General features: G+C 64.5%; 24 protein-coding genes and 1 tRNA gene. 16 read left to right on the forward strand and 9 right to left on the reverse strand.

The window, feature by feature from the left end; genetic code table 11:
* The first annotated feature begins 104 nt into the window (after window positions 1-104).
* Window positions 105-575: a sigma D regulator gene (gene rsd, locus AC1TXO_RS01130; RefSeq protein ID WP_486404685.1), complete on the forward strand. Its 471-nt coding sequence runs from the start codon at window positions 105-107 to the stop codon at window positions 573-575.
* Between the two features lie 9 nt (window positions 576-584).
* On the opposite strand, the gene AC1TXO_RS01135 is transcribed toward rsd, so the two are convergent.
* Window positions 585-1250 carry an FKBP-type peptidyl-prolyl cis-trans isomerase gene (locus AC1TXO_RS01135; protein ID WP_486404686.1) on the reverse strand — a complete coding sequence of 222 codons (666 nt, stop codon included), beginning with the start codon at window positions 1248-1250 and terminating at the stop codon, window positions 585-587.
* Window positions 1251-1476: 226 nt separating this feature from the next.
* On the opposite strand from AC1TXO_RS01135, the gene AC1TXO_RS01140 reads away from it, so the two are divergent.
* Complete coding sequence (locus AC1TXO_RS01140) at window positions 1477-2541, forward strand: AlgP family protein (RefSeq protein WP_486404687.1); 1065 nt, start codon at window positions 1477-1479, stop codon at window positions 2539-2541.
* Here AC1TXO_RS01140 and AC1TXO_RS01145 read toward each other — a convergent pair.
* On the reverse strand, window positions 2520-2999 hold the full coding sequence (locus AC1TXO_RS01145) for a TIGR02444 family protein (RefSeq protein ID WP_486404688.1): 480 nt from the start codon (window positions 2997-2999) through the stop codon (window positions 2520-2522). The two genes, AC1TXO_RS01140 and AC1TXO_RS01145, sit on opposite strands and share 22 nt — an antisense overlap.
* 70 nt (window positions 3000-3069) lie before the next feature.
* On the opposite strand from AC1TXO_RS01145, the gene abc-f reads away from it, so the two are divergent.
* From abc-f to AC1TXO_RS01170, 5 genes are all read left to right on the forward strand, one after another.
* Window positions 3070-4980, forward strand: a complete 1911-nt coding sequence (gene abc-f, locus AC1TXO_RS01150) for a ribosomal protection-like ABC-F family protein (RefSeq protein WP_486404689.1) — start codon at window positions 3070-3072, stop codon at window positions 4978-4980.
* Window positions 4981-5083: 103 nt separating this feature from the next.
* Complete coding sequence (locus AC1TXO_RS01155; protein ID WP_486404690.1) at window positions 5084-5716, forward strand: LysE family transporter; 633 nt, start codon at window positions 5084-5086, stop codon at window positions 5714-5716.
* A 105-nt stretch (window positions 5717-5821) separates the two neighbouring features.
* Window positions 5822-7041, forward strand: a protein-coding gene (locus AC1TXO_RS01160; protein WP_486404691.1) for an IS3 family transposase whose coding sequence is annotated in 2 segments (ribosomal slippage) — window positions 5822-6170 and window positions 6170-7041 — 1221 coding nt in all. Because the reading frame shifts where the segments join, the coding sequence is not laid out codon by codon here.
* Between the two features lie 134 nt (window positions 7042-7175).
* The gene (locus AC1TXO_RS01165; RefSeq protein WP_054891624.1) at window positions 7176-7418 is read left to right on the forward strand and encodes a DUF2789 domain-containing protein; all 243 of its coding nucleotides are present in this window, start codon (window positions 7176-7178) and stop codon (window positions 7416-7418) included.
* 69 nt (window positions 7419-7487) lie between these two features.
* The gene (locus tag AC1TXO_RS01170; RefSeq protein ID WP_486404692.1) at window positions 7488-8126 is read left to right on the forward strand and encodes an NADH:ubiquinone oxidoreductase subunit N; all 639 of its coding nucleotides are present in this window, start codon (window positions 7488-7490) and stop codon (window positions 8124-8126) included.
* 6 nt (window positions 8127-8132) lie between these two features.
* Here the strand turns inward: AC1TXO_RS01170 and AC1TXO_RS01175 are convergent, their stop codons facing one another.
* From AC1TXO_RS01175 to AC1TXO_RS01195, 5 genes are all read right to left on the reverse strand, one after another.
* On the reverse strand, window positions 8133-8570 hold the full coding sequence (locus tag AC1TXO_RS01175; RefSeq protein ID WP_486404693.1) for a CBS domain-containing protein: 438 nt from the start codon (window positions 8568-8570) through the stop codon (window positions 8133-8135).
* 155 nt (window positions 8571-8725) lie between these two features.
* Window positions 8726-10456 (reverse strand): dipeptidase, encoded by a 1731-nt coding sequence (locus tag AC1TXO_RS01180; protein WP_486404694.1) that lies wholly within the window; start codon window positions 10454-10456, stop codon window positions 8726-8728.
* A gap of 156 nt (window positions 10457-10612) precedes the next feature.
* Window positions 10613-10689 (reverse strand) — tRNA-Arg (locus tag AC1TXO_RS01185).
* A 154-nt stretch (window positions 10690-10843) separates the two neighbouring features.
* Window positions 10844-11089 carry a DUF3077 domain-containing protein gene (locus AC1TXO_RS01190; protein WP_486404695.1) on the reverse strand — a complete coding sequence of 82 codons (246 nt, stop codon included), beginning with the start codon at window positions 11087-11089 and terminating at the stop codon, window positions 10844-10846.
* Between the two features lie 10 nt (window positions 11090-11099).
* Window positions 11100-11348: a hypothetical protein gene (locus AC1TXO_RS01195; RefSeq protein WP_486404696.1), complete on the reverse strand. Its 249-nt coding sequence runs from the start codon at window positions 11346-11348 to the stop codon at window positions 11100-11102.
* A 709-nt stretch (window positions 11349-12057) separates the two neighbouring features.
* Here AC1TXO_RS01195 and AC1TXO_RS01200 point away from each other — a divergent pair.
* From AC1TXO_RS01200 to AC1TXO_RS01240, 9 genes are all read left to right on the forward strand, one after another.
* Entirely contained in the window at window positions 12058-12807 is a 750-nt protein-coding gene (locus AC1TXO_RS01200; RefSeq protein ID WP_402759532.1) for a GntR family transcriptional regulator, read from the forward strand.
* Window positions 12804-14528 carry a fumarate reductase/succinate dehydrogenase flavoprotein subunit gene (locus tag AC1TXO_RS01205; protein WP_486404697.1) on the forward strand — a complete coding sequence of 575 codons (1725 nt, stop codon included), beginning with the start codon at window positions 12804-12806 and terminating at the stop codon, window positions 14526-14528. The genes AC1TXO_RS01200 and AC1TXO_RS01205 overlap by 4 nt, the downstream gene beginning before the upstream one ends.
* A gap of 158 nt (window positions 14529-14686) precedes the next feature.
* Entirely contained in the window at window positions 14687-14932 is a 246-nt protein-coding gene (locus AC1TXO_RS01210; protein WP_008096634.1) for a 4Fe-4S dicluster domain-containing protein, read from the forward strand.
* 120 nt (window positions 14933-15052) lie between these two features.
* On the forward strand, window positions 15053-16459 hold the full coding sequence (locus AC1TXO_RS01215) for an ABC transporter substrate-binding protein (protein ID WP_486404698.1): 1407 nt from the start codon (window positions 15053-15055) through the stop codon (window positions 16457-16459).
* 22 nt (window positions 16460-16481) lie between these two features.
* Window positions 16482-17264 (forward strand): ABC transporter permease, encoded by a 783-nt coding sequence (locus AC1TXO_RS01220; RefSeq protein WP_486404699.1) that lies wholly within the window; start codon window positions 16482-16484, stop codon window positions 17262-17264.
* Window positions 17264-18121, forward strand: coding sequence for an ABC transporter ATP-binding protein (locus AC1TXO_RS01225; RefSeq protein ID WP_486406772.1), 858 nt, complete (start codon window positions 17264-17266; stop codon window positions 18119-18121). The genes AC1TXO_RS01220 and AC1TXO_RS01225 overlap by 1 nt, the downstream gene beginning before the upstream one ends.
* Window positions 18118-19083, forward strand: coding sequence for a HEAT repeat domain-containing protein (locus AC1TXO_RS01230; protein WP_486404700.1), 966 nt, complete (start codon window positions 18118-18120; stop codon window positions 19081-19083). The genes AC1TXO_RS01225 and AC1TXO_RS01230 overlap by 4 nt, the downstream gene beginning before the upstream one ends.
* Window positions 19083-19361, forward strand: a complete 279-nt coding sequence (locus AC1TXO_RS01235; protein WP_486404701.1) for a gamma-butyrobetaine hydroxylase-like domain-containing protein — start codon at window positions 19083-19085, stop codon at window positions 19359-19361. The genes AC1TXO_RS01230 and AC1TXO_RS01235 overlap by 1 nt, the downstream gene beginning before the upstream one ends.
* A 79-nt stretch (window positions 19362-19440) precedes the next feature.
* A complete protein-coding gene (locus tag AC1TXO_RS01240) occupies window positions 19441-21987 on the forward strand; it encodes a dermonecrotic toxin domain-containing protein (protein ID WP_486404702.1) in 2547 nt (848 codons plus the stop codon).
* Here the strand turns inward: AC1TXO_RS01240 and AC1TXO_RS01245 are convergent.
* Window positions 21974-22837 carry an ABC transporter ATP-binding protein gene (locus tag AC1TXO_RS01245; RefSeq protein WP_486404703.1) on the reverse strand — a complete coding sequence of 288 codons (864 nt, stop codon included), beginning with the start codon at window positions 22835-22837 and terminating at the stop codon, window positions 21974-21976. The genes AC1TXO_RS01240 and AC1TXO_RS01245 overlap by 14 nt on opposite strands.
* A complete protein-coding gene (locus AC1TXO_RS01250; protein ID WP_486404704.1) occupies window positions 22834-24420 on the reverse strand; it encodes an ABC transporter permease in 1587 nt (528 codons plus the stop codon). The genes AC1TXO_RS01245 and AC1TXO_RS01250 overlap by 4 nt, the downstream gene beginning before the upstream one ends.
* Window positions 24421-24606: the final 186 nt, after the last annotated feature.

Consider the following 24606-nt stretch of genomic DNA (forward strand, 5'->3'; position numbering starts at 1 on the left):
ACTGAAAACACACGGTTCGATGCCGTTCTGCTGATGTCACCTTTGTGTCGCGCGATAGCGGTGCGAGGTGCAGCGGCATCTGCCCAGCTAGGGATGAGACTGCCATGCTCGATAGTTGCCAGAACGCCCAGGAACGATGGGGCGGGGTTAACAAACTGATCGACCGCTGGCTGGAGGAGCGTGAGGAACTGGTGCAGGCTTTTCGCACCCTGCGCGACGCCAGGCCAGCCTTCGCCGACAAGGACAAGAACCGCGACTTCTGTGCAGTCCTGGTCGACTATGTGTCGGCGTGGCACTTCGAAGTCAGCGAGCAGCTGGTCACCGAAGCCAAGGCTTTCGGCGACGAGAAGGCGCTCAAGCTGGCCGAGGAAATAAGCCCCAGGATCAATGACATTACCCAGATCGCGCTGGCGTTCAACGACCACTGCGCGAAGGGCGAGTGCACCGATACCGAGCGCTTCGCCGACAAGCTCGGCAAGCTGGGCGGCCTGCTGCATGAACGCTTCGAGCTTGAAGACTGCCTGATCGAAGTGCTGCACAACGCGCACAAGGAAGAGGGCGCGGTGCCGGCCTGACGGCTTGCCTCAGCCGCCGACAGCCAGCAGCTCGATCTCGAACACCAGTGGGGTATAGGGCGCGATCAGGTCGCCCGCCCCATCGGCGCCGTAGGCCTGTGCCGATGGAATCACCAGCCGCCACCTGGCCCCCGTCTTCATGTGGGGCAATGCCACCTGCCAGCCTTCTATCACCGAGCCCAGGCTGAACCATTGCGGTTGCTGGCTCTGGTCGAAGACCGAACCGTCCGGCAGCTTGCCGACGTACCTGACCTGTACCTTGCCCCCTGCCTTGGGTTGAGCGCCGTTGCCGCTGGCGAGCTCGCTGTAGAGCACACCTTCAGGCAGCTCGTGCGTGCCGCTCCGTGCCCGTTCATTGGCCATGAAGCGTTTTTCCGCAGCCATCAGCGTGTCGATCTGCGCCTGCTGTGCGGCGGCGTTGGCCTGCTCGTCATGCTGCTGGAGAATGGCCTGCATGCGCGTCTTGTCGATACGCGGTGGCTGGCCCTGGTAGGCCTGGCGCAGGCCTTCGACCAGTGCGTCGAGCTGCAGGTCGGGCATTTCCTGACGCAGGCGTTCACCGAGGCTTGCGCCCAGGCTGTAGGCCAGGTCCTGGTCAGTGGCGGGAGGCGTTTCAGGGGCGGCCAGTGCAGAGGCCGCCAACAGGCCGAGGCCGAGAATCAGATAACGAGGCACGAGCAACTCCTGCGGCGATGAAGGCAAAGTAGGCTCGCCTTCGTTGTCGGCAACTGTGTAGAAAGTCGGCAATCATTTAATCGACTACTACACTTGCACCGAGCTGCAAGATAACAACTTTGCCCAGGCATGCAACGCGGCGCAAACATTACTGTCAACATGCCCTAGCGGCGGTAGCAGCAGAAGCATAGTATGAGCCGCAATCTCGTCAGCCAGGAGGTAAGCCATGTCGGCCAAAAAGAAGCCCGTCAGTACGCCGTTGCACCTGCTCCAGCAACTTTCCGGTAGCTTGCTCGAACATCTGGAAGAGGCTTGCTCGCAAGCGCTGACGGATGCAGAAAAACTGCTCGCCAAGTTGGAAAAACAACGCGGCAAGGCGCAGGAGAAACTGCACAATGCCCGCCTGAAGTTGCAGGACGCTGCCAAGGCTGGCAAAGCCAAGGCGCAAGGCAAGGCCCAGGGTGCCGTTGGTGAACTCGAGAAATTGCTCGATTCGCTGAAAGATCGCCAGACCCAGACCCGCACCTATATCCAGCAACTCAAGCGTGATGCCCAGGAAAGCCTGAAACTGGCCCAGGGTGTCGGCAAGGTGCGTGAAGCCGCTGGCAAGGCACTCGGCCAGCGCGCCGCGGCCAAGCCCGCTGCCAAGGCTGCCGTGAAACCGGCTGCGAAACCCGCCAGCAAGGCTGCCGCCAAGCCGGTAGCCAAAGCTGCTGCCAAGCCTGCCGCCGCCAAGCCTGCGGCGAAAACCGCTGCTGCCAAACCAGCCGCCGCCAAGCCTGCGGCGAAAACCGCTGCTGCCAAACCAGCCGCTGCCAAGCCTGCGGCGAAAACCGCTGCTGCCAAACCGGCCGCTGCCAAGCCTGCGGCGAAAACCGCCGCTGCCAGACCAGCCGCTGCCAAGCCTGCGGCGAAAACCGCCGCTGCCAGACCAGCCGCTGCCAAGCCTGCGGCGAAAACGGCTGCTGCCAAACCGGCCACTGCCAAGCCTGCAGCGAAAACGGCTGCTGCCAAGCCAACCGCCGCCAAACCTGCAGCGAAGCCAGCTGCTGCCAAGCCAGCCGCGGCTAAGCCTGCAGCGAAACCCGCTGCCGCCAAACCCGCTGCTGCGAAACCTGCAGCAGCCAAACCAGCTGCCAAGCCAGCCGCAGCTAAACCGGCCGCCAAGCCAGCTGTTGCCAAGGCCCCGGCCAAGCCTGCTGAAACCAAGCCAGCGACCAACTCGGCAGCCCCTGCCGCAGCGCCGTCGGCTCCAGCCAGCACCCCGGCTCAGGCGCCTTCGGCGTCCTGAAGCCCGATGGCCGCAGCGCGCAACTGATGCAGCGCGCTGTGGTCACGGAGCGGGTCCGGCGCCAGCCGTTCCAGCCAATCGTCGATGGGTCCGTGCGGACCCGTCGGCCACCCTCGGGCGCATGCCTGCAGGCGCTCCAGCAAGACCCGTTCAGCCTCCAGCTCCAGCCCCTTAACCTGCTCGCGCAACGCTGTCAGTTGCGGGTCGTGCTGCGCCTGGGTGCGCCATTGCCGACGAAGCGCGCGCAGCGCTGACACCACATTCCGTTGCCAGGCCTGGGCAATCTGCTGCAGCTCATCCACCCGATGCGCATCGGGCACGACCCTGCGTGCCTGCAGCCAGGTGCCGCACAGCAGCAGGCAGACATCGCCGCCGTGCGCCTGCAGGGTGAGGCAGGCATCCTCGACGCCCGGCCGGCCGTACAAGGCCAAGGCGTGGTTCCAGAGATCGGTGTGCATGGTTCGACTCGCGCCAATGATCGAGTGCCCTGTGTGGGCCACCCGGAAGCTGATAGACTCCGCGACCATCATGATCAGACTATCCAACCTCACTTTACAGCGTGGCCCTCAGCGCTTGCTAGAAGGCGCCGAGATGACCCTGCACACCGGTCACAAGGCCGGCCTCATCGGCGCCAACGGTGCCGGCAAATCCAGCCTGTTCGCCCTGCTGCGCGGTGAGCTGTCGCCCGATGCCGGCGACTGCCAGATCCCCGCCGACTGGCGCATCGCCCACATGCGCCAGGAGGTCGACACGCTCGAGCGCCTGGCAGTGGACTATGTGCTCGATGGCGACCTGCGCCTGCGCAAGGTCCAGGCCGAGCTGGCCGCCGCAGAGCAGGCCCACGACGGCACCGCGTTGGCGCGCCTGCACAGTGAGCTGGACAGCGCCGACGGCTACACCGCCGATGCCCGTGCGCGCAAGCTGCTGGCCGGGCTGGGCTTCACCAGCGAGCAGATGGACCGCCGCGTCGGCGACTTCTCCGGTGGCTGGCGGATGCGCCTGAACCTGGCCCAGGCGCTGATGTGCCCGTCCGACCTGCTGCTGCTCGACGAGCCCACCAACCACCTGGACCTCGACGCCATCCTCTGGCTCGAAGACTGGCTCAAGGGCTACCCGGGCACGCTGCTGCTGATTTCCCACGACCGCGACTTCCTCGATGCCGTGGTCGACCACGTGCTGCACGTCGAGCAGCGCAAGCTCAATCTCTACAAGGGCGGCTACAGCGCCTTCGAGCGCACCCGCGCCGAGCGCCTGGCGCAACAGCAGCAGGCCTACGAGAAGCAGCAGGCGCAACGTGCGCACATGGAGAAGTACATCGCCCGCTTCAAGGCCCAGGCCACCAAGGCCCGTCAGGCGCAGAGCCGGATCAAGGCCCTGGAGCGCATGGAAGAGCTGTCGGCGGCGCACGTCGATTCGCCGTTCGATTTCGTCTTCCGCGAAGCCCACAAGATCTCCAGCCCGCTGCTCGACCTTTCCGAAGGGCGCCTGGGCTATGGCGACAAGACCATCCTCGAGAAGGTCAAGCTGCAGCTCACCCCCGGTGCGCGCATCGGCCTGCTCGGCCCGAACGGTGCGGGCAAGTCCACCCTGATCAAGAACCTTGCCGGTGAGCTCGAGCCGCTGGCCGGTCGCCTGGCGCGCGGCGAGAACCTCGCGGTCGGCTACTTCGCCCAGCATCAGCTCGACTCGCTGGACGACAAGGCCAGCCCGCTGCTGCACCTGCAGCGCCTGGCCCCGACCGAGCGCGAGCAGACTCTGCGCGACTTCCTCGGTGGTTTCGACTTCCGCGGCGATCGTATCGACGAGCCGGTGCTCAACTTCTCCGGTGGCGAGAAGGCCCGCCTGGCCCTGGCCCTGATCGCCTGGGAGCGGCCGAACCTGCTGCTGCTCGACGAACCGACCAACCACCTCGACCTGGAAATGCGCCTGGCGCTGACCATGGCCTTGCAGGAGTTTGCCGGTGCCGTGGTGGTGGTCTCCCACGACCGTCATCTGCTCAAGAGCACCACCAACGACTTCCTGTTGGTGGCCGACGGCAAGGTCGACACCTTCGATGGCGACCTGGACGACTACAGCCGCTGGCTGATCGACTATCGCCAGCGTACGGCGCCGGTCAGCAGCGCACCGGTCAACCCGGACAAGACCGACAAGAAGGCCCAGCGTCAGGCCGCCGCCGCCCTGCGTCAGCAACTGGCACCGCACAAGAAGGCCGCCGACAAGCTGGAGACCGAACTGGGCCAGGTGCACACGCAACTGGCCGAGATCGAGACCGCGCTGGGCGACAGTGGCCTCTACGAGGCTGCACGCAAGGATCAACTGCGCGACCTGCTGGCGCGCCAGACCAAGCTCAAGCAGCGCGAAGGCGAGCTCGAAGAAGCCTGGATGGAGGCTTTGGAAACTCTGGAAAGCATGCAGGCCGAACTCGAGGCGCTGTCCTGACGCAGGCGATAAATATCTGCCGACTTGCCCAAAAACCGCTGGTCATTTTTTCACCAAAACCGTAGCTTAATGTTTTGCAACATTTGCTCGAGTGAGGTGTGCGATGTCGATGGAAACGTGGTTGGCGTTCTTTGCCGCGTGCTGGGTGATCAGCCTGTCGCCGGGGGCCGGGGCGATTGCCTCGATGTCCAGCGGCCTGCAATACGGTTTCTGGCGCGGCTACTGGAATGCGCTGGGTCTGCAACTGGGCCTGATCGTACAGATCGCCATCATCGCGGCCGGTGTCGGTGCCATCCTTGCCGCCTCGGCCACCGCCTTCCAGATCATCAAGTGGTTCGGCGTCGGCTACCTGGTCTACCTCGCCTACCGTCAGTGGCGGGCGCTGCCGATGGACATGACCGACGAATCCGCCGTGCGCCCGATCGGCAAACCGTTGAGCTTGGTGTTCCGTGGCTTCCTGGTCAACGTCAGCAACCCCAAGGCCCTGGTGTTCATGCTCGCGGTGCTGCCGCAGTTCATCGATCCGCATGCGCCGTTGCTGCACCAGTACCTGATGATCACCGCCACCATGATCAGCGTCGACATGCTGGTGATGGCTGGCTACACCGGCCTTGCCTCCCGCGTACTGCGCCTGCTGCGCACCCCCCGGCAGCAGAAGCGCCTGAATCGCACCTTCGCCGGGCTGTTCATCGGCGCTGCGACCTTCCTCGCCACCTTGCGCCGCGCGCCGATCTGATCGTCCGGCCATGCCATGAAGGGGGCCACAGCGGCCCCTTTTTTCGTGGTGTGTCCCGTCCTAAATAAGGTTTACACCTCCCATCCCGAATTTCCGGAGAGTCAGATGGATCAAGGTGTAAAGCGCACACAGCGTGATTACTCGCTGTCTTTTAAATTGGCAGTGGTCGATCAGGTCGAAAAAGGCGAGCTGACCTGCACCCAGGCCCGGGAGCGGTACGGCATCCAAGGAAAATCTACGGTTCTGGTATGGTTGCGTAAGCACGGTCGGCAGGATTGGAGCCAGGGGGCCTCGATCCGCGACGAGAGGAGCTACGCGATGTCTGACCCCAAAACGCTCACTCCAGAGCAGCGGATCAAAGAGCTTGAGCAACAGCTTGAGCTGATGAGCCAAAAGGCTCAATTCTTTGAAACGGTCGTGGATGTTCTGAAAAATGACTACGGTGTATCGGTCGTAAAAAAGCGATCCGGCAAGTCCTCACGCAAGGTCAAGTCGCAGGACTGAGCATTGCCAGGGCTTGTCAGTTTCTAGGCATCAGTCGACAGGCTTACTACAAGCGCAACCAAGCCGCTGATGACAAAGAGCGCCAAGCGGATCGAGTGGTTGAGTTTGTACAGCAAATCCGGATGCGCCAGCCTCGTCTGGGTACACGCAAGCTGCACTATCTGCTGCATTGCCAACCTGACAGACGTGTCCAGGTCGGCCGAGACAGGCTTTTTCAGGTCTTGGGTGAGCGCCGCTTGCTAGTGTTGCCTAAGCGGGCGTATCACAAGACAACGCAGAGCTTTCATCGCTTCTACCGTCATCCCAACTTACTTAAGCCCGGCCCAAGCCAAGTCGTACCGACAAGGCTAGAGCACGTCTGGGTTGCCGACATTACCTATCTGCCCGCACGCAACGGCCCGCTGTATCTGAGCCTGGTAACGGATGCGTACTCCAGGAAAATTGTTGGCCACCACGTCCATGAAAGCCTGCATGCCGAGTCAGTGGCGCAAGCCTTCAAGCAGGCCTTACGAAAGCGACGTCGTCGCCAGCCATTGGTCCACCATTCGGATCGAGGCATCCAATACTGCTCGACGCTGTACCAGTCACTGCACCAACGGCACGACGTTCAGTGCTCCATGACTGATGGGTATGACTGCTATCAGAACGCGCTGGCGGAGCGCATCAACGGAATCCTCAAGACGGAGCTGCTGTTGAGGAGCCCTGAAGATCTTGAGCAGGCGAGGAAGATGGTTGATGAGGCAGTGCAGATCTACAACACAGAACGGCCCCATATGGCCCTAAAAAACAAAACGCCCGATGCGGTGCATCGGGCGTTTTGAGGCCTGTCGGCCTACCTGAACAGGTGTAAACCTATTTCAGGACTAGACAGTGCAGCGCATTCGATCGAGTCAGGGTGGGGTCTACGCTGTCTAGTTGTAGGCAATCAACCCAGGCCAAGCCGGAGGCATGCACCATGGACGCACCGATTCATCCGTTCTCTGAAATCTTCAAGCAACTGGGCCTTGATGACGATCCGGTCGAGATCGACCGCTTCATCACTACCCACTCGCCGCTGGACGATGGCGTGAAGCTGGTGGATGCGCCGTTCTGGAACGATTCCCAGCGCGCGTTCCTGAAGGAAAACTACATCGCCGATTCCGATTGGATAGTCATGATCGATCAACTGAACGAGGCGCTGCACCCACGCAAGCAATAAAGCGCCGAGCGGCACCTGATGGGTGATTGCAGCGTTGCTATGCTCAGGAAAACAAAAGGGGATAGTGTGATGAAAGATCCCTACGCACCAGGCTTCTGGTGCACCGTGACGATCCTGGGCACCCTGACTGCCGGCTACTTCTACGGTATCCGGCACACCCACCAGATGAACCAGGCTGTGCAGTTCCTCTATGCCGCTGCCGCCGTTACCGCGGCGGTGGCGCTCTGCGGCCTGGCGTGGATCGCCTGGCAGCAGTTGCACCTGAACAAGCGCGAGGTGACCCAGGGCCGAACGCTGGTGGCCATCTGGAATACCAAGGTTGCCCTGCGTCGGGTCGAGACCGTGTTCGACCGCTATTTCTGGGGCAGCTACTGGCATTCGGGGCGTACCTTCGAAGAGGTCATGGGCGAGCTCAAGGGTACGCCGCTGGAGCAGTGCCTGGATGCCCTGAAGCGCCAGTGCCGCGAGCTGGACCGCGAGGTCCACGATCACCATCACCACTGGCTGGCCAACGCCCGCGACCTGTCGAGCGTGGCCACGGCCATGGCACGCGAACGCTATCAACTGGACCTTGGCGATCCGCAGGGACGTGACGGCGGCAATACCGCCGTGCTCAACCGCGACCTGGAAGTGCTGGTGTACACCTGGTCGGCGCGCCTGCGCAGCTTCGACCATCAACTGGACGAGCTGGAGCGCGTCTACCACTGATCGGGCTCATTCGCCGCGGATGTACTGCTCCAGTTGCGCGATCAGGTTGGCCTGCTCGGCGATGGTTTCCTTGACCAGGTCGCCGATCGACAGCAGGCCCAGCAGTTGGCCATTGTCGACCACCGGCAGGTGGCGCAGGTGACGGTTGGTCATCAGGTTCATGCAGTACTCGAGGTTCTGCTTCGGCTCCACGGTAACCACCGGCGCGCTCATGATCTCGCGCACCGGCGTGGCTGCCGACGAGCGGCCCTTGAGCACCAGCTTGCGCGCGTAGTCACGTTCGCTGACGATGCCCACCACCTGGTCGCCCTCGATCACCGGCAGCGCACCGATGTTCTTTTCCGCCAGCAACTTCAGGGCATCGAGCACCGAGTCGTCTGGCCCGATGGTGTAGACGGTCTGGTGCTGGGACTTGGTCTTGAGGATCTGCTCGACGTTCTTCATGGGGGCCTCGGGGTGGGAAAAGCGCTGTCCTGGATTAAATAAAGCATCCGGGACCGCGCTCTGCACGGCAATGCCGGAAACGGCATCGAGGCGATTGAAAAACGTCATTGGTCGAAGCGCACGAGGACCGGTGGACGGCCCTCGCCGGCATTCGCTCAGAGCTTGCGCATCTGCCCGATGCGCGCGACCATCTCGCTGATCACCTGCAGGTCCAGCATGAACTGCTCGACGGTCTTGAACTCGTTGTCGTTGTGGCCGGTGTACTTCACGCCGGGCATCGACAGGCCGAACTGCACGCCGTTGGGCAGGTCGTGCACCGAGGTGGCGCCGGCAGAGGTGCCGAACTCGTGGGGCAGGCCGAGGTTCTCGGTGGCCACATCCAGCAGCGCCTTGACCCACTCGCCTTCGGGGTTGCGGTACATCGGCTCGTCCAGGGTGTACTCGAAGGCTACCGAGGTGTGGCTGGTGCGCGCCCACTCACCGAGCTTGTCACCCAGCTCGTCCTTGATCGTGTCGATCGGCTTGCCTTTCGGGATGCGCAGGTTCACCGCCAGTTTCAGGGCTTTCTGGTCCAGGCCGACGTAGGTCAGCGAGGCGGTCAGCGGCCCCATGAAGTCATCCTTGAAGCCCACGCCAAGCTTGTTGCCCAGGTAGTCCAGGCCCCAGTTGTCGGCGGCGTAGCGGGCGGCGTCAGTGATGTGGTTGTGCTTGAGCGGCACGCGATCGCCCAGGCCGTTGAGGAAGTCGAGCATGCGCGCCACCGGGTTGACCCCCGATTGTGGCGAGGAAGAGTGCGCGGAGACGCCGGTCACGGTCAGGATCACCTGCTTGCCAGAGACCACGGTGTCGATCTTGAAGTCCTTGCCGTTGGCCTTGCGGTACTCGTTGCCAGCCTTTTTCAGGCGCCGGGCCAGATCGACCGGATGGTCACCGATCAGCGTCGCCACCGAGGTGGTGGGGATCTGGTTGGTGGCCAGGCCGCCGGTGAGGTTGATCACCTCGGCGCCCTTGCCTTCACCGGCGCGCTTGCTGAAGCTGGCCATGACCGTGCCGTAGCCTTTCTCGGCGATCACCACCGGGTAGCCGCCGTCCAGCGCCAGGTTGTAGTCCGGCGTGGCGTTGCGGGCGAAGTAGTAGGGAATGGCGTCGCCGGAGGTTTCCTCGGTGGTGTCCACCAGCAGCTTGAACTGGCGCGCCAGTGGCAGCTTCTCGTCCTTGGCGACCTTCAGGGCGTAGAGTGCGACGACGATGCCGTTCTTGTCGTCCTCGGTGCCGCGGCCGTACATGCGATCACCCACCAGGGTGACCTTGAACGGGTCCAGGCGCGTGCCATCTTCGAGCTTCCAGTTGTCCGGATTGACCGGCACCACGTCGGCGTGGGCGTGGATGCCGATCACTTCCTTGCCTTCGCCGAGGGTGATCTCGTAGACGCGGTTGTCGATGTTGCGGAACTCGAGGCCGAAGCCTTCGGCCAAGGCCTTGATCTTGTCGGCGATCTTGTGGAATTCGGGGTTCTCGTGCTGTGGCAGGCCCTCGACCTGGAAGGTCGGGATTTCCACCAGTTCACGCAGCGTCTCGGTGGCAGCCTTGCCGTACTTGATGCGGGTGTACAGGCCCAGCAGGCGGTTGATTTCGTTCTGCTGCTCGGCGGCGAGCGGTTTCCCGGCCAGGTAGGCCTTGAGGGTGTCGTCGAGCTTGTCGGCCTTGGCCAGTTCGCTATTGGCCAGTTTGCCGAGGAATTGCTTGAAGTCGGCCGGGTCGGTGCCGTCGTAGGCCTTGAGGATGGCGGCGGACTGTTGCGGGCTGAGGTTGGCGTGGGCGGGCAGGGCGAACAGCGCAAGGCTGGCGAGCATCAGGGAGACGGCAGAAAGCTTGGGCAAGGGCATGGGTAAACGCATTCCTTCGCGAAGGGTTTAAAGGGGATGTCCATTGGTAGGAAACATTCCCACGCTAACACCATTGGGTGCTGCAGGGGGAGGGGCGGGACGCGACCTGGCGCACAAACGAAAAAGCCCCGGGAAATTTCCCAGGGCTTTCGGAGATGGCGCACTCGGCGGGATTCGAACCCACGACCCCTGCCTTCGGAGGGCAGTACTCTATCCAGCTGAGCTACGAGTGCAACGCGGCGCAATGATACCCATCTGCGTCGGTGGCGTCCATCGCCTTGATCCGTGGATGTTTTTCCCTGGGTTTTGGCCTTGTAGTGACCTCTTCGCGGGCAAGTCTGTGGGAGCGGGCTTGCCCGCGAAGAGGTCACTAGCGTACTGAATGGCTCAATGCACGCTGTTGCGCGCAATCTCCAGGTCATTCATCAACCCCTTGGCCAGGGCGCTGAGGTAGTGCAGCGCCGTTACTACGGCAGGGCGCGCTTCTTCCTGGTCGCTCAGGTCACGGATGCAGCCGAGCACGACCGAGACTTCCTCCAGCACCCGCTCCAGAGGTACGCCGGGCTGCACCTTGAACATGTCCAGGAATGTGGCGATGCCGGCAGTGGTGTAGTGGTTCGATTGATCGTCCATGGTCATCCCCTCAGAGCCGGTTCAAGGCATGTTCAACCAGTGCCCGCGCGGTTTCGGCGCTTTGGGCTGCGTTGGCCAGCATGTTCAGGCCGGGCGCTCCGGCGCAAGCGCGGCAGTGTTGGTCGATGGTTTCGGCAACGCCGAGCAGCAGTGCGCTGGAGTGGGCCAGGGCGTCGGGGGGGATCATGTCGGTGTGGATGGAGAAGGCAGGGTTGCTGATGAGGGTGAGGCGCGGTGGATCGGGGACGTGTTTTTTCATGGCTACAGCTCCGTCTTGTTAGAGCTGCCGCAGATCCGTGGCTAAACGAATAGGTGGCAGCTGTACGCGGGTTAGCCAACCGGGAAGACGGCACCCGGCGCACCCAAGGGTGCCCCACGCACAGCCGCCATGACGCACCAGAGAAATGCTCTGGAATGTGAAGGCGAGGTGCGAACGTCTTTGATCCGAGTGGCTAAACCCGATCGTTGATTTGGCAACGATCGGGCGAGCCTAGAGCCCGTCGCAGTTCGCTCGCAATGGCTTGAGTGCGGCAAAAGTGTCTTTGGGAAATGGACTACGCGCAATGGGGAAAATCTGATGTAGGACTTGCCCGGGTCCAGGCTTCATTGTCGAAAAATGCAAAAGAAAGCTCGAAATTCCTTCTCGGATGGCCGATTATCGCAGTACTACTCAGCCTCGTACGCAGCGATTCAGTTCGCTGGCCGTTGAGGTGAAAAAACCGGCCTCGAGCCGGTTTTTTCGTTTCTGGGGTAGAAATTTTCGTAAGTCTTTTAAAGTGCTGAAACGCCCTCGAGTTCCAAGGGAGTAGACGATGGCTTGGCTAGATGATGTGGGATTGGCCGCCTTTCCAGCACATCACGATCCCAACTATCCATATGCCATATCGATATTTCCCCCACCCCACTTATGCCCTCTATGATCTGGTCATAACTTGTTATAACAAGTCAGCCAACTAGCGAAGAGACCCATGGCCGAACTGCTTCCCCTGTCCCCGGTACCGCTCTACACCCAGCTCAAGGAGTTGCTGCGCGAGCGCATCCTCGATGGCACCTACCCGCCGCACAGCCGCATGCCGTCGGAAAGCGAGCTGGGCAAGGCCTTCGGGGTCAGTCGCATCACCGTGCGCCAGGCGCTGGGCGATCTGCAGAAAGAGGGGCTGATCTTCAAGATCCATGGCAAGGGCACCTTCGTCGCCAAGCCCAAGGCGTTCCAGAACGTCAGCACCCTGCAGGGCCTGGCCGAGTCGATGACGCAGATGGGCTACGAAGTGCTCAACCGCCTGCGCAGCTTTCGCCATGTGCCGGCCACTGCGCTGGTGGCGGCGCGGCTGCAGGTCGAGGAGGGCAGCCTGGTCACCGAGATTCGCCGGGTGCGGCTGATCAACCGCGAGCCGGTTTCGCTGGAGCTGACCTGGCTGCCCAAGCACGTCGGCGAGAAGCTGGAAAAAGCCGACCTGGTCACCCGTGACATCTTCCTGCTGCTGGAAAACGACTGCGGCATCGCCCTGGGTCATGCGGACCTTGCCATCGACGCGGTATTGGCCGACAGCGACCTGACCCAGGCGCTGGAAGTGGAAGAAGGTTCGCCGATCATGCGCATCGAGCGCCTGACCCACGCCGCCGACGGCACGCCGCTGGACTTCGAACACCTCTACTACCGCGGCGATGCCTTCCAGTACCGCCTGCGCATCGACCGCCAGAAAGGGGGCAAGGCATGAGCATCCAGACCCAGGACTACGACATCATCGTCATCGGTGGCGGCACCGCCGGGCCGATGGCGGCGATCAAGGCCAAGGAGCACGACAAGACCCTGCGCGTGCTGCTGCTCGACAAGGCCAACGTCAAGCGCAGCGGTGCCATCAGCATGGGCATGGATGGCCTGAACAACGCGATCATTCCCGGCCACGCCACCCCCGAGCAGTACACCAAGGAAATCACCGTCGCCAACGACGGCATCGTCAACCAGGCCGCCGTGCACGCCTACGCCACCAAGAGCTTCGAGACCATCGAGCAGCTCGACCGCTGGGGCGTGAAGTTCGAGAAGGACGAGACCGGCGACTACGCGGTGAAGAAGGTCCACCACATGGGCGCCTACGTGCTGCCGATGCCCGAGGGCCACGACATCAAGAAGGTGCTGTACCGCCAGCTCAAGCGCGCGCGGGTCGAGATCAGCAACCGCATGGTCTGCACCCGGGTGCTGCTCGACGGCGAAGGCGCCGCTGCCGGCGTGCTGGGTTTCGACTGCCGCACCGGCGAATTCCGTGTGGTGCGGGCCAAGGCGGTGATTCTCGCCTGCGGCGCGGCGGGGCGCCTTGGGTTGCCTTCGTCGGGCTACCTGATGGGCACCTACGAGAACCCGACCAACGCCGGTGACGGCTACGCCATGGCCTATCACGCAGGTGCCGAGCTGGCGAACCTGGAGTGCTTCCAGATCAACCCGCTGATCAAGGACTACAACGGCCCGGCCTGCGCTTACGTCACCGGCCCCCTGGGCGGTTACACCGCCAACAGCAAGGGCGAGCGCTTCATCGAGTGCGACTACTGGAGCGGGCAGATGATGTGGGAGTTCCACCAGGAGCTCGAGGGCGGCAATGGCCCGGTGTTCCTCAAGCTCGACCACCTGGCCGAGGAAACCATCCAGAACATCGAAGAAATCCTGCACAGCAACGAGCGCCCCAGCCGTGGCCAGTTCCACGCCGGGCGTGGCACCGACTACCGCCAGCACATGGTCGAGATGCACATCTCCGAGATCGGTTTCTGCTCCGGGCATTCGGCCTCGGGGGTATGGGTCAACGAGAAGGCCGAGACCAGCGTCAAGGGCCTGTATGCCGCCGGTGACATGGCCGCGGTGCCGCACAACTACATGCTGGGTGCCTTCACCTATGGCTGGTTCGCCGGGATCAATGCGGCCCGTTACGTAGCCGACCGCGAGTTGGCCGAGGTCGACCTGGCCCAGGTCGAGCGCGAGCAGGCGCGGGTGTTCGCTCCGCTGCACCGCGAGCACGGCCTGCCGCCGGCGCAGGTTGAGTACAAGCTGCGGCGCATGGTCAACGACTACCTGCAGCCGCCGAAAGTGACCAGGAAAATGGAGATCGGCCTGACCCGTTTCGCCGAGATCGAGCGTGACCTTGCGCAGATGAAGGCCAGCAACCCGCATGAACTGATGCGTGCCATGGAAGTGAGCGTGATCCGCGACTGCGCCGAGATGGCGGCGCGGGCCTCGTTGTTCCGCAAGGAGAGCCGCTGGGGGCTGTACCACCACCGGGTCGATTTCCCCGAGCGCAACGATGCCGAGTGGTTCTGCCACTGCCATCTGAAGAAGGGCGAGGACGGCGAGATGACCAGCTTCAAGAAACCGGTGGAGCCGTACCTGATTGCGCTGGATGCCGACGAACAGAGCGCCTACGACCGACTGCGGGTAAAAGCCGACGCCGCTTAGAGCGCCGCAAACCCTGTAGGAGCGGGCTTGCCCGCGAACCAGGGCGAAGCCCTGGCCATACACCCCAGTGACTTCTTCGCGGGCAAGCCCCGCTCCTACAGGGGGGCGTGGACACCGTTACAGAGATAGAGGGCCCAAGGCCCCGAGGACCCCGTGAAATGGCCTACCAACCCCAGGAAATCTTCTTTCGCAGCAGCGCTCCGGTCACCATCGACGAAGACAAGTGCATCGCCGAAAAAGGCTGCACCGTCTGCGTCGAGGTCTGCCCGATGGACCTGCTGGCCATCAACCCGGCCACGCAGAAGGCCTACATGGCCTTCGACGAGTGCTGGTACTGCATGCCCTGCGAAAAAGATTGCCCCACCGGCGCCGTGAAGGTGGATATCCCCTACCTGCTGCGCTGAAAGAAACCCCGCCATCCGGCGAACCACCGGACGCCCCTTTGCGATGCCCCTCGTTTCCCACCACCCAGACAGGGCGGCGGAGACGATTCCAATACCTAGACGATTCGAGGGGAAACACCCATGCGCCTTGCAGCAACCGTGGCCGGCCTCGCGCTGGCGATCACTGGCCTGAACGCCAGCGCCGAAACCATCCGTGTGGCCATCGGCACCCAGGACACCACCATCAACTGCGCCACCGGCGGTCTGCTGATCCGTGAGCTGGGCCTGTTGGAGAAATACCTGCCGCATGACGGCAAGTACAAGGACGCGACCTACCAGGTCGAATGGAAGAACTTCACCAGCGGCGCGCCGCTGACCAACGAGATGGTCGCCGGCAAGCTCGACTTCGGCGCCATGGCCGACTTCCCCGGTTCGTTCAACGGCGTTGCCCACCTCGACGCCGGCAAGCGCAGCCTGTTCATCAGCGTACTGTCGGGCAGCGTGCACGGCAGCGGCAACGGCATTGTGGTGCCCGCTGCCTCCAGCGTGCAGTCGCTGGCCGAGCTGAAGGGCCAGACCATCTCCGTGCCCTTCGCCTCCACTGCCCACGGTATGCTGCTGCGTGCCATCGCCGCCCAGGGCTGGGACCCGCAGAAGGATGTGCGGATCATCGCCCAGGCCCCGGAAATCGCCGGTTCCGCCCTGCGCAGCAACCGCATCGAAGCCCACGCCGATTTCGTGCCCTTCGCCGAGTTGTTCCCCAACCGTGGCTTCGCCCGCAAGATCTACGACGGCTCCCAGGCCAACGCGCCGACCTTCCACGGTGCGCTGGTCGATGCCGACTACGCGAAGAAATACCCGGAGGTGGTCACCGCCTACCTGCGCGCCAGCCTTGAAGCCGATCGCCTGATCGCGGCCGAACCGGAGAAGTACAGCGAGCTGATCGAGAAGGTCACCGGCATCGAGGCCGAGGTCAATTACCTGTTCCACGGCCCGCTCGGCCTGCAGACCCGCGACCTGACCTGGAAACCCGAGTACCGCCAGGCCATCGCCACCTCGATCGACACCCTCAAGCTGTTGAAGAAGACCGATCGCGGCCTGGACACCGACCGCTTCATCGACGACCAGTACATCCGCGCCGCCTTCAAGCAGGCCGGCCTGGACTACGACAAGGCACTCAAGAACTACGCCCCGTCGCCGCTCAATGCCAACGACGCCCTGACCGGCAAGCCGATCACCGACTTCAGCCGCCTGGCGCAGATCTGGGTGCGCGGCGAGGACAAGGTGCGTCACTACGCTTCGCCGGAGGCGGCGCTCAGTGCCCTGGCCCAGCTGGAGCAGGAAGGCAAGGATATCCGCGCGATCTACGCCCAGGCCGCCGACAGCGGTATCAAGCTGCTGGCCAACCAGGCCTGGTTCGTGCGCAACGCCAAGGGTGAGCTGTCGGCCTTCCTGCTCAAGGACCAGGCCGAACAGTACGCCAAGGCCCATGGCGGTGAAGCGCTGGACTTTGGTGACGCCAATCGCAAGCTGGTCGCCCAGCGCTGAGTGACGGGCCGGGAGAATCCACATGAGCCGTTCCCTCGCGCGCTGGCCGCTGCGCCTGGCTTCGCTGCTGGCCTGCCTGCTGTTCTGGCAGGTGGCGGCCAGCCACAAGCTGAACTTCGGCCTGTTCACCTTCACCTACGTGCCGACGCCCGGCGCGGTGCTCGATGCGGCCTGGCAGCTGCTGGCCTCCAACGCGCTGCTGGCGCACCTGGTCAGCAGCCTTTCGCGGGTGTTCGCGGGCTACCTGGCTGCCGCCGTCCTGGGGGTACTGCTGGGGTTGCTGATCGGCCGCTCCAGGTGGGCCGAAGACACCCTGCTGCCGCCGCTGGAGGTGCTGCGGCCGATTCCGGCGGTGGCGTGGATTCCCCTGGCGATCCTGATGTTTCCATCGTCGGAGCTGTCGATGGTGTTCATCACCTTCACCGGCGCACTGTTCCCGATCCTGCTCAACACCGTGCACGGCGTCGAGGCGGTCGACCCACGGCTGGTCGCCTCGGCGCGCAGCCTCGGTGCCGGGCGCCGGGCGATCCTGCGTGAGGTGGTGCTGCCCGGTGCGTTGCCGAGCATCGTTACGGGCCTGGCCATCGGCATGGGCACCTCGTGGTTCTGCCTGGTCACCGCCGAGATGATCTCCGGGCAGTTCGGCATCGGCTATTACACCTGGGAGTCCTACACCTTGCAGAACTACCCGGACATCATCGTCGGCATGCTGCTGATCGGCGTGCTCGGCATGGGCAGCAGTGCCTTGGTCAAGCGTCTCGGTGCGCTGGCCACGCCCTGGTACCGCGCCCGGAGGGCTGCATGATGAGCAGTTATCGACAGGCGCCGGAGCCAGGGCGCGTCGAGGCGCAGGGGCTGTCGATCCGCCTGGGTCAGGGGCGCGAAGCCTTCGAGGCGGTGCAGGCGCTGGACCTGGCCATCGCCCCGGGCGAGTTCGTCTGCATTCTTGGCCCCTCGGGCTGCGGCAAGTCGACCTTGCTCGGCGCCCTGGCCGGACACCTGACGCCCGCCAGCGGCCAATTGCGGGTGGACGGCCAGGTCATGGACGGGCCATCGCCGGAGCGCGGCATGGTGTTCCAGCACCACACCCTGCTGCCCTGGCGCAGCGTGCTCGACAACGTCGCCTTCGGCCTGAAGATGCAGGGCCAGGGCAAGCCCGAGCGCCACCGCCGGGCCTACGAACTGCTGCACCTGGTGGGGCTGGCCGACTTCGCCGAGCGCTGGCCAAGCCAGTTGTCGGGCGGCATGCAGCAACGCGCGGAAATCGCCCGGGTGCTGATCAACCGCCCGCGCCTGTTGCTGATGGACGAACCCTTCGGCGCCCTCGACGCGCAGACCCGCGCGCGCATGCAGGAGCTGCTGCTGGACATCTGGACGCGCATCCGCACCACCGTGGTGTTCGTCACCCACGACATCGACGAGGCACTGTTCCTCGCCGACCGCGTGTTGGTGATGAGCCCCCGCCCCGGGCGCTTCATCGAAGACCTGCGCCTGGAATTCCCGCGTCCACGCCGCGCCAGCCTGTTGACCAGCCCGGCGTTCACCCACCTCAAGCGTCACTGCCTGGCCCTGCTGCGCCACGAGGAAGGCCGCGAACTGCCGCGCCTGACTCCCCTCGGCCTGCCCGACAATGACCACCCACCGCTACGGATCGCCCTATGACCGACCGAACCACCGACAACCCCGACATTCACGACCTGCTGCCGCGCCTGGCTGACGGCGATGAGGCGGTGCGCCGTATCGCCCTGATCGAACTGGCTGACCTCGAAGACCCTGACGGCCTGCCGTGGCTCACCGATGCGTTGCTGGTCGACGGCAGCCCCGAGGTGCGCGCAGAAGCTGCGCGCTTGCTGGAAGCCTGGGAAGCGCCCGAAGTGGTGCAGGCCCTGTGCGCGGCGCTGGCCGATGCCGCCGAACCGGTGCGCCTGGCGGCGGCGCAGAGCTTGAGTGAGCTGAAGACCCACGAAGCCGGGCTGTTGATCCTGCCCTGGGCCCACCACGCCGAGCCCTTCGTGCGTGCCAGTGCCCTGAGGGCCTTGCGCGAGCTGCGCCTGGAAGAGGCCGCAGCGCCTGCCTTGCTGGCGCTGCAGGATCCCGAGGCGGCGGTGCGTCGCGAGGCCGTGGGTATTCTTGGCTGGCTCAGGCATGAGCCGGCCCTGCCGAAGCTGGCGCAGCTGGCGGGGGATGAGCCTGACACCGAGGTGCGGCGAGCTGCGATTGGTGCCTTGGGGCTGGCGCGCGACGACCGGGTGTTGCCTGCGCTGGTCGAGGCGCTGGCTGACCGGGCCTGGCAGGTCCGCGAAGAGGCCGCCACCACCTTGGGCAAAGTGGGCCAGATCGGTGCCGGCGATGCACTGGTCGCCGCGCTCGACGATACCTACTGGCAGGTACGCCTGCGTGCCGCCCGCGCGCTTGGTCGCCTGCGCTACCGCCCGGCGCTGGAAGGCCTGGCGGCCTTGCTCGGGCACCCGATAGCCAACCTGCGCAAGGAGGCGGCGCTGGCGCTGGGTGAGCTGGGGGATGCCCGCGCGCTGCCCAGCCTGCGCACTGCCGAGACAGACGCCGACCCGGAAGTGCGCAAGGCCGTGCGCATCGCCCTGGTGCAGCTGCAGGAGGCGCGCTGATGTCGGTGCCGCGCGCAGTGGTCAACGCCCGCGAGCAGGGCGAGCTGAGGCTGGACTGGCCCGATGGCCACCAGGTGCTCAGCCATGCCCGGTTGCGCGGTGCCTGCCCCTGCTCGCGGTGCCGCGCTGCGCGCATACGCGGGCAGATCAGCGTGGTCGCCCAGGACGTGCGCATCGAGCGCATCGAACTGCAGGGCTACGGCGTGCAACTGGTGTTCAGCGATGGGCACGACCGGGGAGTGTTCCCCTGGTCCTATTTGAAGACGTTGTCGCCCTGACAGCGAGGCAGACGTTGTTACCACCTGCCGATGGGCAGCAAGGCATCCCATTGTCGCTCCGACCATCAGGAGCTTCAGCATGCCGATCGACAGGCAACACTATGCGTCCAGCCTGGCCGTGCTCAAGGATGCACGCGCCGTTACCGAAAAAGCCCGTGCCTACCTGGAACACTGGCCCGACCTCTACACCCTGGCCCGGCGCACTGCCGCCGATTACCTGCGGCGCCATACCGGCAGGGCGCTCGATCCCGACCGGGTATGGTGGAATGTCTTCGACACCGCAGTCGGTGCGCCGACCTTCACCGGCTGGCGTCATTCCGGGCCACCGCGGCAATCGGTGCGTTTCACCGACCTGCTGATCCAGCGCTTCGACGGCGGTTTCCAGCAGGCGCCGGATGTCCTGCCACTCTACGGCGGGTTCTACACCCGCGGGGCAGGGGTGTCACAGTACGGCGCGCACAACGAGGTGCAACTCGACGCGCAAAAAGTCATGGACGACCTGTGGGCGATGGATTTTGCCGCGCTGGTCAGGCAGCGCAGCGCGCAGTTCTGGCTGGAACAGGGGCGTGACTTCCCGCTGCTGGCGCGTGTGCGTCTGCTGGCCGCCATCGAAACCGCCGCCACCGAGGGCGCGTTGCAGGCGATCGACCGACGACGCCTGCGCGCCTACCTGGGCTTGCGCAGTGAAGCCCCGGTGACTATGGCCGATCTGCTCAAACCCTTGGACAGCGCCGCCTTTGTCGTTCGCCACTACCTCGTCGAGGGTGGCGGACACCTGCTCACGCTCACCGCCGCCGACGGACGGGTGGTGCTCTACTGCCCGGCGACGCACTGGCCGCCACGGGCATTCGACAGCCGCGCGGCACTGGTGGCCTGGGTGCATGAGCAACTGGCAGCGCCGCTTGCACAGGACTGGCTGCAGGCGTTGTACCGGGTCGACGAGCGCTCCACCGCTGCCGAACGTCGCGAGGCGCTGCTCAGGTTGCGCGAACGCAGTGGCCAGGCGGATTCGCCACGTTGGCCCTTCGGTTCCGGCACGTTGCTGCAGGGTGACCTGTTTGCCGAACTGCAGGCCTGGGCCAGGGCCGATCTCGAGGTCAGCCAGCAGGCCCTCATCAGTAATCATGACCTGCGCAAAGCGCTCTGGCGCGGCTACCTGGGCGCGTTCCTGCAGGTCGTGACGCCGGTAGCCCCAGCGGCCTGGCCGCTGGGGCTCGCAGTGCTCGCGGCTGGAGTGGCGCGGCTGGTGCTGGACGCCCAGGCCCTGGCCAGTGCCCATACGACGCAGGAGCGACAAGGCACGATCCTCTCGGTGATCGCCGATGCGGTAGTGGTGGTGTTCTCCATCATCGATGTCGGGCTCGGCGCGCGCTCGCTGACCTTCCGTGCTCCGCCCCACGAGCGCCTGGCGCAACCCTCGACCTGGATGCCGGTCGAGGGCATGGCCGACGAGCTGGAGGACCTGGACGACAACCGCATCCTCGATGAGCCCGGCGAGACCGAGGGTCTGCTGCGCAACGTCAACCTCGACGAGCAGGGCGCTACCTGGATCGAATTGCAGGACCAGACCCTGCGTGTGCGCTACAGCCCTGAGACCGACGGCTGGCTGGCGGTGGACGACGACGACCCCTTTGCTTTCCTGCCGACCTACCCTGTGCGGCTGGCCGAGGAAGGCAGCTGGCAACTGTTCGACGTGCCTCAGCCATCCGGGGTCCTGACCGACGGCATGGAGCAGTTGGCGTCCGGGTTCTGGGATGTCTACATGCGCGACAACCTGCAGTTGTCATGGGAGATGTCGCAGACCCTGCTCGAAACGCAGCGGGCGACCCTCGCCATGGCCGAGCTGCCGAGCATCGAGCCGGGGGCACCGCTGCAGCATGACGAGCTGGGCTACGAATGCATCGAGCGCGATGGCAGGCGGCACTACACCTGGCGTGAAGGTGACGAATATTCCAGCCAGCTGCTGCGCATCTACAGCAGCGAAATGTCCCAGGTCAACAACCTCTTCCGACATGGCCTCAGCGGCAGCATCGGTGAAGGCGACGGCGACACCCTCGGCTATCTGCAACGGCTGTTCGACAGCCTCGAGGAACTGCCGTCGAGCGATGCCGTGCGACTGTGGCGCGGCGGCAGCAACTACCGCCTGACAGGCGGGGTGCACTACCGCAATGGCGACCTCAACCCAGGCGACGTGCTGGTCAGCACCGACATCACCTCGTTCACCGAAAATCCTTATGTGCTACGCACCTTCGTCGCACCGGCCATGACCACCGCAGAAGACAGTATCGAGTCGGTGTTCAACGAAACCTCGGTGGTCTACGAACTGGTCGGCAAGGGCATGCGCAGCGGCAAGCCGATCGCACCCATGTCGCTGCAGCCGTCGGAAGCCGAGGTAGTCTATCCACCGGGGCATTTCTTCCGGATAGAAAGCGTTCGCCAGGTGCGTGGCGAGCGCTATCACTTCGTCAAGGTGCGCCTGCGCGAGGTGGAAAAGCCCGGGAACGAGCCGGTGCACGACCTGCGCACCGGCCTTGCCTTCGATCGTGAGGCCTATCTCGAACGGGTCGGACACGAGCCGCTGGTCGAGCGCTTCTTCCCGGCCGCGCAATGGGCTACAGGGCAATGAGCTCCGGTCGCAGGCCTTCGACCCTTTGCGCCTGCGGCCTGGGCGCCTGGTCGAGGCCGGTGATCTGCTGCAGCACCTTCTCGCGCAAGGCGTGCAGCGCTACGCCGCTACGCAGCCGCGGGTGCGGCAGCCCGACCTCGACCACCGCCTTGATCCGCCCGGGGCGCGGTTCGAGGATCACGACCCGGTCTGCCAGGTAGGTGGCTTCCTCGGCATCGTGGGTGACCAGCAGCACGGTCACCCCCGATCGCGCTCGGATCGCCAGCAGTTCATCCTGCAGTTGCTGGCGGGTCAGCGCGTCCAGTGCGCCGAATGGTTCGTCCAGCAACAGGATGCGCGGGTTCGCCACCAACCCGCGGGCGATTGCCACGCGCTGGGCCATGCCACCGGAAAGCTGGTGCGGGTAAGCCGACTCGAACCCCACCAGCCCCACCAACTGCACGAACTCATGCACCTTGCGCGCCCGTTCACCCTGGCTCAGCGCTTCGTTGACCAGGCCCAGGGCGATGTTCTGCTCGACGCTCAGCCAGGGGAACAGACGGTGTTCCTGGAAGACGATGCCGCGCTCGCCGCCGATGCCGGTCAGCGGCTGGCCATCGATGCGGATGCTGCCGCTGAAGTCGCTGTCCAGCCCCACCAGCAGGCGCAGCAGCGTGGATTTGCCGCAGCCCGAGGCGCCGACGATGGCGATGAATTCGCCCTCGTTGATCGACAGGTCGAAACCACGGATGGCCTCGAACGGCTGGCCGTCGACGCTGAAGACCTTGCCGACGTTGTCGAAGCTGACCAACGGAGGGGTGGCATCGGCTTGGTTGGCCGCGTGCAGGGCCGAGGTGTTGAAGGCGTTCATGCAGTTCTCCAGCGCGTGGCGCGCGATTCGAGGCGTTGTCCAAGGTTGCCGAGCAGGGCGCCGACCAGGCCGATCAGCACCATGGCGGCCATCACCTGGTCCATGCGAAACAGCTGCTGGGCGCCGAGCATGAGGCTGGCGATACCGCCATCGGAGGGCATGAAGTATTCGGCACCGATGGTGCCCAGCCAGGCGTAGATCAGCGACAGGCGCAGGCCGGCGAAGATGGCCGGGGCGGCGCCGGGCAGTACCAGCAAAATCAAGCGCTGCACCAGGCTCAGACGCAATGTGCGGGCGGCTTCTGCCAGCTGCGGCGACAGGCTGGCGATGCCGCGCTGGGTGGCGATCAGCAGCGGGAAGAAGGCCGCCAGGCCGACGAACACCAGCTTCGAGCCTTCGCCCAGGCCGAACCAGGCGGTGAGCAGCGGCACCCAGGCGAACAGCGCGACCTGGCGCAATGCCGACAGGCTTGGCCCGAACAGCCGCTCGCTGGCGCGCGAGAGCCCCAGCAGCAGCCCGACCACGAACCCGGCACCACCGCCGAGCAACAGCCCGAGCAAGGTGCGTTGCAGGCTGCGCGCCATGGCTTCGGGCAGCGAGCCGTCGAGCACGCCGCCGACCAGACTGTCGAGCACCTGCAGAGGCGAGGTGAGAATGTTGCTGTCGACCCAGCCAAAGCTGTTGCTGGCCTGCCATAGCGTGAGCAGCCCCAGTGGCAGCAGCAGGCCCTGCCAGCCGCGTGGCACGTCACTGCGCCGCTGTTCGCCGGTAGCCGGCTGCGGCCAGTACAGCAGCCGGCGCTCCAGGTGCGTGAAACCGCGCTCCATGCCGGCACCGACCACGCCGATCAGCAGGATGCAGAGAAACACCAGGTCGAGCATGAACAACTGGCGACCCCAGACCATCAGGTAGCCGATGCCTTCGCTGGAGGCGAGCAGCTCCACCGCCAGCAAAGAGGTCCAGCCGGTGGCCAGGGCCAGGCGTACGCCAGCCAGGAACGCGGGCAGGGCGGCCGGCAGCAAAAGACGCAGGAACAGCAGGTGGGGTGGCAGGCGCAGCACCGCTGCGGCTTCGCGCAGCCGGGGCTGGGCGTCGCGGACACCGACCAGTGTGTGCAGGGTGACCGGCACCACCACAGCCTTGATCAGCACCACCAGCTTGAGCCATTCGCCGATGCCGAAGAACAGCATGAACAGCGGGATCCAGGCCAGGGTCGGAATCTGCGCCAGGGCGATGAAGGTCGGCAGCACCAGGGTTTGAGCTCGGCGCGAGCCACCAAGCCAGGTGCCCAGCAGCAGGCCGCTGCTGATGCCTGCGAGCAACCCCCAGAACAGACGCTGCAGACTTATCCACAGGTGCCCCCAGAGCTCGCCCGAGCCATATTCCAGCGCCGTCTGCCAGACCAATGACGGGGCGGGCAGGATCTGCTCGCTCATCCAGTGGCGCTGGCTGGCCACCCACCACAGCAATGCCAATGCGATCGGGATCACCCAGGGTAGGGCGCCCTCCACATAGCTGTTGCGTGGTGCGGCGAATAGCCCGTGCCAGCGGTTCTGGCCCAACGCTGTCGTGCTCTGGCTCATCGATCCCTCTCCGAAGCGTTTCAAGGTTATTCGCTAAAGGAATAAAAAATAGCTTATAGCGATATTCAAGAAATAAGAGCATGCATCCTTTGCATCGGGAAGCCCCAGGGCGTTGCGTTTTGCTCATATTTTCCATGCGTCCCGTGCAAGCGGCGCGCAGGACCGCATGCTTGCTCGTTTATAGCT

The organism is Pseudomonas sp. FA117, from assembly GCF_057370475.1.